2 protein-coding genes are annotated in these 6,120 nt (G+C 71.9%); both read right to left on the bottom strand.

What is annotated here, in order from left to right:
* A partial coding sequence (locus ACIP6N_RS29550; protein ID WP_401820746.1) for a type I polyketide synthase occupies nucleotides 1-1,762 on the bottom strand: 1,762 nt, incomplete at its 3' end.
* Nucleotides 1,763-1,807: 45 nt separating this feature from the next.
* Entirely contained in the window at nucleotides 1,808-5,845 is a 4,038-nt protein-coding gene (locus ACIP6N_RS29545) for a type I polyketide synthase (RefSeq protein ID WP_401820745.1), read from the bottom strand.
* Between the last annotated feature and the right edge of the window lie 275 nt (nucleotides 5,846-6,120).

Genomic DNA, 6,120 nt, shown 5'->3' with positions numbered 1-6,120 from the left:
CGGACTCCTCCAGCAAACGGGCACCCATACCCACCCACTGCGAACCCTGCCCGGGAAAGACGAACACCGTCTTCCCCTCCACATCGGCCACACCTTCGACCAGGCCGTTCCAGGACTGTCCGGCGGCCAGCGCGCCAGTGCCGGAGAGCAGTTCGTCCCGGTCGGCGCCGACCACCACGGCCCGGTTCTCGAAGACCGAGCGCGAGGAGACCAGCGAATGGCCCACGTCGAGGGGGCGCAGGGCCTGATCGGCCTCGGTGCGTGCCAGCAGAGCCGTGGCCTGGTCCCGCACCGCGGACTCGCCGCGACCCGACAGCAGCCACGGAACGGAGGCCAGGGTGGTCGGTGCCGGGGCCGGCGTCTCGTCGGACTCCGGCTCGGCGTCTTCCGGTGCCTGCTCCAGGAGCGCGTGCGCGTTGGTGCCGCTGATACCGAACGAGGACACCGCCGCGCGACGCGGGCGGCCCGTCTCCGGCCATGCCACGGCTTCGGAGAGCAGCCGTACCGCGCCCGACGTCCAGTCGACGTGGGACGAGGGGGACTGCGCGTGCAGGGTCTGCGGAAGCACCCCGTGCCGCAGCGCCATCACCATCTTGATCACACCCGCGACACCGGCGGCGGCCTGGGTGTGCCCGATGTTGGACTTGAGCGAGCCCAGCCACAGCGGGCGCTCCGGGTCCCTGTCCTGACCGTAGGTGGCGAGCAGCGCCTGCGCCTCGATCGGGTCACCGAGCCTGGTGCCCGTGCCGTGCGCCTCCACCGCGTCCACGTCGGCGGTGGTCAGCCCGGCGTTGGCCAGCACCTGACGGACCACTCGCTCCTGGGAGGGGCCGTTGGGGGCGGTCAGACCGTTGGACGCACCGTCCTGGTTGATCGCCGAGCCGCGCAGCACGGCGAGAACCTGGTGACCGTTGCGGCGGGCATCCGAGAGACGCTCCGCGACCAGCACGCCGACGCCTTCCGACCAGCCGGTGCCGTCCGCCTCGTCGGAGAACGCCTTGCACCGGCCGTCGGGAGCGAGCCCGCCCTGGGCGCTGAACTCCACGAAGACGGAGGGCTCCGCCAGGATCGTGACGCCGCCGATGAGGGCGAGTGAGGACTCTCCGTTCCTCAGCGACTGCGCCGCCACGTGCAGCGCCACCAGCGAGGAGGAGCAGGCCGTGTCCACGGTGAGGGCGGGGCCTTCCAGCCCCAGGGTGTAGGCGAGCCGGCCGGAGAGCACGCTGGCCGCGGTGCCGGTCAGGGCGTGGCCCTGGAGTTCGGCCGCGGACTGCGCCGACGGCGCGCCCCAGTGGTAGGAGCCGACGAACACGCCCGCCTGGCTGCCGCGCAGTGAGGTCGGGGCGATTCCGGCCCGCTCCAGTGCCTCCCACGACACCTCGAGCAGCAGTCGCTGCTCGGGGTCCATGGCAATCGCTTCCCTGGGGGATATGCCGAAGAAATCGGCGTCGAACTCGGCTGCCTCGTAGAGGAATCCGCCTTCGTGGGTCGCGCTGCTCCCCTCGCCCTCCCCGGTGAGCGCGTCGAGGTTCCAGCCGCGGTCCGCGGGGAAGCCGGAGATGGCGTCGGCGCCGGAATCGACCAGCTCCCACAGGGCCTCGGGGGAACGCACACCGCCGGGGAGCCGGCAGCCCATTCCCACGATGGCGATCGGCTCGTTCTTCGTGAGTTCAAGTTCGCCGATGCGCTGACGTGCGCGGCGGAGGTCGGAAGTGACCCGCCTCAAGTAATCAACGACTTTGTCCTGCTGGTCTTCTGACACCGGTTCCGTCCTCATCATCGGGTCGCGAACGAAAGCAACAATTCTTTATGTGGTTTCGAACTCTTCATCAATGATGTCGAGCAGCCTGTCGACCGACACCGTCTCGATGTCTTCCTCAGAAGAGTGCGTGCCGGCCGGCGTGACGTGCCGCAGGGCGGAAACCATTTTCTCCAGGCGATCAGCGATCACCTGGCGTTCGAACTCGTCGGCGGAAACCGATCGCATGACGGTCTCGAACCTGGTGAGTTCGTCATCCACGGAACCTGTCGCCCCAGGACCGGAGGCGGCCATGAGTGTCGTCGACAGGTAGTCGGCGACGCGGACAGGCGTCGGGAAGTTGAATACGAGTGTGCTGGGCAGCCGGTGTCCGGTGACCACGGTGAGCCGGTCGCAGAGTTCCACCCCCGCGAGCGAATCGAAGCCCAGCTCCTTGAAGACGTGATGGGCGCCGACGGCGTCGGGACCGCTGTGGCCGAGCACCGAGGCCGCCTCGGTCCTGACGAGGTCGAGCAGGTACCGGGACCGCTTGGCCTCGGGCATGGCGGCCAGCCGCTCCACCAGACCTGCCTCTTCGCCGCTGCCCCCGTCCGGCTTCGCCGCCACCGGCCTGATGGCCGTGGTCGTCGGGTGTGCCTGCCGGGTGCGGTCCGTGTCGTGGAGGGCGGGTCCCGCGGTCATCTCCCGGGCCGTCAGGGGCCGTACGCGCAGCGCGTCGACCGACAGGACGGGCGCCCCCGCGATGTCGACGGCGGTCAGCGAGGTAGCGCTGTCGTCGTCCGGGGAGTCCTGGAAAGCGGCGGGTGCCGGGGCGATCCGTACGCGCAGGAGCGGGGCTCCCGAGGCGTGCAGGGTCACCCCGCGCCAGGACTCCGGGAGGTTTCCCCCGTCCGTCATGGTCGCGTGCCCGGCGGCGTCCAGCAGAGCGGGGTGCAGCCCGTACGCCTCGGTGTCCGCGCCCGGTTCGAGGGCGACCTCGGCGAAGATCTCGGCGTCGCGCTGCCAGGCGGCCCGCAGTCCCCGGAAGAGCGGGCCGTACTCCAGGCCGTTGGCGGCGAGCCGCTCGTAGTGGTCCTCCAGGTCGACCGGCTTCGCGTTCTCCGGCGGCCAGACGCTCGTGTCGAACCCGGCGTCCGGCGCGGCCGCGCCCGGTGTCAGCACACCGGTGGCGTGCCGCGTCCACGGCTCGTCGGGCGCGCCCTCCGGCCTGGAGTGGGCCGTGACCCGGCGGCGGCCGGTGTCGTCCGGCCCGCCGAGTCGTATCTGCAACCGCACCGTTCCGTGCTCGGGCAGTACGAGTGGCTCGGCCAGGGTCAGTTCGTCGATCCGGCCGCAGCCCGCCTCGTCACCGGCGCGGATGACCAGCTCCACGAAGGCGGTTCCCGGCAGGGTGAGCCGTCCCGCGACGGCGTGCCCGGCGAGCCAGGGGTACGAGTGCACCGAGAGGCCGGAGGTGAACACCGTCCCCTCGCCGTCGGCGAGTTCGAACGCCGCGCCCAGCAGGGGGTGCCCGGTGGCGGTGCCCGGTCCGGTCGCGCCGGTCCTGGGCGCGGCCGGCCAGAAGCGCTCGTGCTGGAAGGCGTACGTCGGCAGGTCGACCCTGCGGGCGTCCGTGCCGGCGAAGAAGGAGTGCCAGTCGACGGCGACACCGGCGGTGTGCAGCCGGCCGAGCGCGGTGACCAGGGCGGTCTCCTCGCCGCGGTTCTTGCGGAGGGCGGGCACGACGGTCATCGGCCTGGCCGCGTCCGCCTGGGTGTCCTGGGCCATCGCGCAGAGCACGCCGCCGGGGCCGAGTTCCAGCAGGACGTCCACGTTCTCGTCGAGCAGCGCCGTGACGCCGTCGGCGAAGCGGACGGTCTCCCGTACGTGCCGTACCCAGTACTCGGCGTTGCCCAGCGCTTCGGTGGTGAGTTCACCGGTGAGGTTCGAGACGACCGGCAGGGCCGGCTCGTGGAAGGTCAGTTCCTCCACGACACGCCGGAAGTCAGCGAGCATCGGGTCCATCAGCGGCGAGTGGAAGGCGTGCGAGACCCGGAGCCGGCTGGTCTTGCGCTCCAGCGCCTCGAAGTGCGCGGCGATCTCCAGTGCGGCGCTCTCGTCGCCCGCGATCACCACGGCCTGGGGGCCGTTGACCGCGGCGATCGACACCTGGTCCTCGCGCCCGGCGAGCAGCGGTGCGACCTCGTCCTCGGCGGCCTGCACCGCGACCATCGCCCCGCCTGCCGGCAGTGCCTCCATCAGCCGGGCGCGCGCCGCGACCAGCCGGCAGGCGTCGGCGAGGCTGAAGACGCCCGCGACGTGGGCCGCCGTGATCTCGCCGATCGAGTGGCCGCCGACCATGTCGGGGCGTACGCCCAGCGACTCCACCAGGCGGAACAGCGCCACCTCGACGGCGAACAGGGCGGGCTGGGTCCATCCCGTGCGGTTCAGCGGTTCGGGGTCCTCGTCCCACATGACGTCGCGGAGCGGGCGGTCGAGGTGGGTGTCGAGTTCGGTGACGATCTCGTCCAGCGCGCCGGCGAAGGCCGGGAAGCGCGCGTACAGCTCGCGCCCCATGCCGATGCGCTGGCTGCCCTGTCCGGAGAAGAGCACCGCCGTGGTGCCCTCGCCCGCGGCGCCGCGGGCCGCTTCGGTCACGGTGCCGCCGTCCTGGAGCAGGACCGCCCGGTGCCGGAGGGCCGCGCGGCCGGTCGCCAGGGAGAATCCGACGTCCACCGGGCTGATGCCGGGGTTGTCGGCCACGAAGGAGGTGAGCCGGGTCAGCTGGGCGTCGAGAGCCGCCTCGGTCCTGCCCGATACGAGCCAGGGCACCACGGTGTCCGCGGCGGCCGCCGCGCGGGCGGGCGGTTCGGCGGGCGGGGCCTGCTCGATGATCACGTGCGCGTTGGTGCCGCTGACGCCGAAGGACGAGACGCCCGCACGCCGCGGGTGTCCCTCCTCGGGCCACAGGGCGGGTTCGGTGAGCAGGCTCACGGCGCCCGCCGACCAGTCGACGTGCGAGGACGGTTCGTCCGCGTGCAGGGTCGGCGGCATCAGCTCGTGGCGCATGGCCATCACCATCTTGATGACGCCGGCGACTCCGGCCGCCGCCTGCGCGTGCCCGATGTTCGACTTGAGGGAGCCGAGCCGCAGGGGGCGGCGCGGGTCCCTGTCCTGGCCGTACGTGGCGAGCAGGGCCTGCGCCTCGATCGGGTCGCCGAGCCTGGTGCCGGTGCCGTGCGCCTCGACGACGTCGACCTCGGCGCCGGAGAGCCCCGCGTCGGCCAGTGCCTCGCGGATCACCCGCTCCTGCGCGGGGCCGCTCGGCGAGGTCAGGCCGTTCGACGCGCCGTCCTGGTTGGTGGCGCTGCCCCGCAGGACGGCGAGTACGGAGTGTCCGTTGGCCCGCGCGTCCGAGAGGCGTTCGAGCACCACGATGCCCACGCCCTCGGCCCAGGCGGTGCCGTCGGCATTGTCGGAGAAGACCTTGCAGCGTCCGTCGGGAGCCAGTCCGCCCTGCCGGGAGTAGCCGATGAACCCCACCGGGGTGGACATCACCGTGACTCCGCCGGCCAGGGCCATCGAGCACTCCCCCGAGCGCAGCGAACGCGCCGCCCAGTGCAGGGCGACGAGCGAGGAGGAGGAAGCGGTGTCCACCGTGATCGCCGGCCCCTCCAGGCCGAGGGTGTAGGCGAGCCTGCCGGACGCCACGCTGGGCGAAAGCCCGGTCACGGCATGGCCCGTCAGATCCTCCTCGGACCGCTGGGTGACGGTGGCGTAGTCCTGGCCGTTGGTGCCGACGAACACGCCGGTACGGCTGCCCCGGAGCGAGAACGGGTCGATCCCGGCCCGTTCCACGGCCTCCCAGGACGTTTCGAGGACCAGGCGTTGCTGCGGGTCGGTGGACACCGCCTCGCGCGGCGACATTCCGAAGAAGCCCGCGTCGAAGTCCGCGGCCTCGTGCAGGAAGCCGCCCTCACGGGTCACGCTGTGCCCCGGGCCCTCGGCGGCGAGCGCCTCCAGGTCCCAGCCGCGGTCAGCGGGGAAGCCGGACACGGCGTCGCGGCCCGCGAGGACCAGGTCCCACAGTTCCTCGGGGGACCTCACGCCGCCCGGGTACCGGCAGGCCATCCCCACGACCACCACGGGGTCATCATCTGCTCCGCTCGTCATCACGTTGCACACCCCTAGGGAAAGTCGGGTTCGGACGGTTCGGACAACAACCTCTCCGTGCCGGATCGTACGGTCGGCAAGGCTGTACTTTTCCCTAAGGAATTCGCCGGAAGGCCGGCCGCCCAATGCGCACACAGCGCCCAAAGATGCCCGGCGGCACAAAGACTAGGGATTCTCCGGAACGTGACGTGAGACCAAGTTACTGTCCC

This window comes from Streptomyces sp. NPDC088725 (assembly GCF_044751305.1).
Taxonomy (GTDB): domain Bacteria; phylum Actinomycetota; class Actinomycetes; order Streptomycetales; family Streptomycetaceae; genus Streptomyces.
The sequence above is the reverse complement of the archived record's forward strand: the minus strand, read 5'-3'. Positions and strand labels throughout refer to the sequence as shown.